The sequence below is a fragment of the Falsirhodobacter xinxiangensis genome, from assembly GCF_004959935.1.
Taxonomy (GTDB): Bacteria; Pseudomonadota; Alphaproteobacteria; order Rhodobacterales; family Rhodobacteraceae; genus Falsirhodobacter; species Falsirhodobacter xinxiangensis.
Map to the genome: position 1 here is coordinate 1 of NZ_SMYN01000052.1, position 2,773 is coordinate 2,773.

The 2,773-nt window shown below is 60.7% G+C and carries 6 protein-coding genes; 3 read left to right on the forward strand and 3 right to left on the reverse strand.

The window, feature by feature from the left end:
• Positions 1-403 precede the first annotated feature (403 nt).
• Complete coding sequence (locus E2K76_RS20035) at positions 404-763, reverse strand: DUF4112 domain-containing protein (protein WP_136686199.1); 360 nt, start codon at positions 761-763, stop codon at positions 404-406.
• A gap of 236 nt (positions 764-999) precedes the next feature.
• On the opposite strand from E2K76_RS20035, the gene E2K76_RS21035 reads away from it, so the two are divergent.
• The gene (locus tag E2K76_RS21035; RefSeq protein ID WP_281280760.1) at positions 1,000-1,128 is read left to right on the forward strand and encodes a hypothetical protein; all 129 of its coding nucleotides are present in this window, start codon (positions 1,000-1,002) and stop codon (positions 1,126-1,128) included.
• Positions 1,129-1,191: 63 nt separating this feature from the next.
• On the opposite strand, the gene E2K76_RS20040 is transcribed toward E2K76_RS21035, so the two are convergent.
• The gene (locus E2K76_RS20040) at positions 1,192-1,398 is read right to left on the reverse strand and encodes a cold-shock protein (RefSeq protein ID WP_136686200.1); all 207 of its coding nucleotides are present in this window, start codon (positions 1,396-1,398) and stop codon (positions 1,192-1,194) included.
• Positions 1,399-1,621: 223 nt separating this feature from the next.
• Positions 1,622-2,224 carry a hypothetical protein gene (locus E2K76_RS20045; protein WP_220432326.1) on the reverse strand — a complete coding sequence of 201 codons (603 nt, stop codon included), beginning with the start codon at positions 2,222-2,224 and terminating at the stop codon, positions 1,622-1,624.
• A 66-nt stretch (positions 2,225-2,290) separates the two neighbouring features.
• Between E2K76_RS20045 and E2K76_RS20050 the strand changes: the two genes are divergently transcribed.
• Together E2K76_RS20050 and E2K76_RS21040 are read left to right on the forward strand one after the other, a co-directional pair.
• Positions 2,291-2,542 carry a hypothetical protein gene (locus tag E2K76_RS20050; protein WP_136686202.1) on the forward strand — a complete coding sequence of 84 codons (252 nt, stop codon included), beginning with the start codon at positions 2,291-2,293 and terminating at the stop codon, positions 2,540-2,542.
• A gap of 3 nt (positions 2,543-2,545) precedes the next feature.
• Positions 2,546-2,680: a hypothetical protein gene (locus E2K76_RS21040; protein ID WP_281280761.1), complete on the forward strand. Its 135-nt coding sequence runs from the start codon at positions 2,546-2,548 to the stop codon at positions 2,678-2,680.
• Positions 2,681-2,773 lie beyond the last annotated feature (93 nt).

Here is a 2,773-nt window from a genome sequence, read left to right on the forward strand (position 1 = left end):
GTCACTGTCCGATTTCAGGGGAGTAGCTCACTTGCTTCGGCCGAACGAGCGCTTATCGCAGCGAAAGCTGGCGCTGAGCAGACGCTAGGCCGCGGCGTTACGCTGGAAAAATATGTCGTTATCCAGAATGGAGGCGCGCTGATCATTTCGGATGTGCGCAGACCTCGCGCTTAGCAGCTTGCCTTCGTGGCGGTTGGAGACGCCCCCGGCCTTGCCGCGCGCTTTACCGTGATGCTGCCTTATGATGCGCAGGACCGGCCCGCAGTTTCTGCCGCCCGCCGGACATTCCCGTCTACGAACACCCATGGCGCCCCGGCAACGAGTTGAGGCTTGCGCCCATGTCAGCTTATCGGTTGTGCGGATGACCGGTTGAGTTGCCGGGGTGAAGCTGTATCGGCCCGGCCTATTGGGTCTGCCGCTCCAAGTGCCTGCGGATCAGAGCGATGTTCCGCAGGTTCGATTTGTAATAGACGTCGAACACGCTGCCCAGCAGCGGTATTGAGCCGAAGACCGTATCTACCGCCGTATTGCCAGCCATCCTTGCAATGACATGGCGCGGCAGGCCGAGTTGGTGCGCCCTATAGATGATCAAGGCGGCGGGCACGGTGGTGGCCATATCGCCTAGCCCGGGTATCAAGCCGAGGATGCCGTCCCATCCGAACTTGAAGCCGAAGAGTGGCATCCTGAATTTCGCATCGAGCATCCGTGCCAGTCGGTCGAGGCGCGCGAGTTCGTGCTGTCGGTCGTATGTGGCGGCAGGCATCGGCTGTCCTCGGTCATGGGCCGGGGATAACGCGATTTGGTTGCCTTCGTTCCTGCCCTTTGGAGGTCCATCCCGGCGAAGCGTCGGGCCGTGGCGCGGTTCCTGACGCGGTCGGTGGAGGGACACCGAAAGCTAAGGGATGGATCGCCGGAGGGCAGCGAATTATGTATCTTTCTCGCAGCAAAAGCCTATGCTGGCCGATCCGTCGATACTGACGGTCTTATAGGAGCCGGATCATGGCCAAGGGCATGAATAAGCGGAAACGCGACGAGAAGAAGCCCAAGAAAGAAAAGCCTAAGGTGATCGCTGCTGCCCCATCGACAAAGGATCCGGTGGCTGGCGCGGTCGAGCGTCGCAACCGCTAGAAAATAGAAAAGCGCGGTGCCATGACTGGCCCGCGCTTAGAGTACTTGGTGATGGCTTAGAACCTAAGCGAGAGCGAGGTTCGTCGCGGATTCACGACCATTGCGGTCTTTTTCGACGTCGAAGGTCACAGCCTGCCCATCAGGAAGGCTGCGGATGCCCGCGCGCTCAAGCGCCGAGATGTGAACGAAAACGTCCTTCGTCCCCGACTGCGGCTGAATGAAGCCGAAGCCTTTTGTGTCGTTGAACCATTTCACGGTGCCGTTGGCCATCGTGTGTTCCTTCAAAAAATGCCGCCCACAATATGCAGCGGCTTGGCACAGAAAGTCACGATTACTGGGCCAAAAAGGATCAGGGTCGAAAAGAACGATGCCGGACACGTATACCTGAACTTTTCAGGAACGCCTAATGAAAAACGCGCGGGTTTCCCTGCGCGCCTACCACTGGACATGACTATCCAAGCGAGAAACTAGCGTTTTTGATTTGGCGGGTCAACTACTTCTTGTGCCCCATCCAATATTTCGCCGCCACGTCCAGCCCATGCCGCAAGTCGTTGATGCGGTCCGGCCAGTGCCCCTCGTGGCAAACCATCCGCAGCTGCGCCCAGACCCCTGCCCCGAGCTTGCCGTAGAGGTCGCGGCGCTCTTTCGCATCCCGCAGCTCGCTGTGGGTCGGCTCGGCGTCGCCCTCATGCCCAACGGGGGTGAAGTCGAGGCAGGACCGGCCACCGGCGACGAGGCGCGTGCGCTCCATCAGCGCGGCGAGGTCATGTCCGGCCTGCTGCTGGCCGCTGCTGATGATGCCCTTGGACGCCATCTGATCCAGCACGTGCGCGTGCTCATCGACTGCGATCGTCACCCCGGCATCCTCCCCATCACGAAGCACCCATGATCCGCGCGCGCGGCGTTCGGCAGTTGGCCGCGCCTTGCCGTCGCGGTCCTGCCAGATGTCGGCGGCGACGGCGGCGGACATATCTTGCTTCATCCGGCGGCGCTCACGCTGGCGAGCCTTCTTCGCCTGGTCCTTGCGCTTTGCGGCGGCGGCCTTGTCCAGCGCACCTGAGGCGGCAACCTGAGCGACGAAACGATCCATGCCCATTTAGGCTTCTCCTCGTGAACAAAATGCAGATTGTCCCTGTTTCTCCCTCCTGAAGAGGAGAACACGATGACCAAAGAGATTGACCAGCGCCAACAGCGCCACGACCCCGCCTCGAAGCATACGGAGGGGCTGAACAAGCGGCCCGACAGTCAGACGAAGCAACCGGGGCGGATTGATGAGGTCGAGGGTTCTCCCGATCAGATCGCGGCTGCCGACGCCGGACGTACGAAATTCAACACGCGAGACGACGGCCACGGCAAGGTGACGACTGATGACCCGCTCGATCATATCGCTGATGCCAATGATCGCGAGGACTGAACGATGGCTCGCAAGATTAACTATCAAACTAAACGCGATGGACGCATCCCGATCGCCGTGATCGTGACCTTCGCCGTGCTGGCGGTGCTGATCCTGATCGGCTTTGGATTGCTCTTCAGCGGTGGGCTGCCGGGATAGGACGGCGTCCATCATTGCTTCCCCTTGCGAAACGGTGGGTGCCCGACGTGCCATGTGTTGCCTCCGCAGTGAGGGCAGCGATACGGGCTGAAC

Coding starts and splice junctions, on each gene's coding strand:
- E2K76_RS20045 (WP_220432326.1), bottom strand. CDS start 2,224: ATGGGCATGGATCGTTTCGTCGCTCAGGTTGCCGCCTCAGGTGCGCTG.
- E2K76_RS20040 (WP_136686200.1), bottom strand. CDS start 1,398: ATGGCCAACGGCACCGTGAAATGGTTCAACGACACAAAAGGCTTCGGC.
- E2K76_RS21040 (WP_281280761.1), top strand. CDS start 2,546: ATGGCTCGCAAGATTAACTATCAAACTAAACGCGATGGACGCATCCCG.
- E2K76_RS21035 (WP_281280760.1), top strand. CDS start 1,000: ATGGCCAAGGGCATGAATAAGCGGAAACGCGACGAGAAGAAGCCCAAG.
- E2K76_RS20035 (WP_136686199.1), bottom strand. CDS start 763: ATGCCTGCCGCCACATACGACCGACAGCACGAACTCGCGCGCCTCGAC.
- E2K76_RS20050 (WP_136686202.1), top strand. CDS start 2,291: ATGACCAAAGAGATTGACCAGCGCCAACAGCGCCACGACCCCGCCTCG.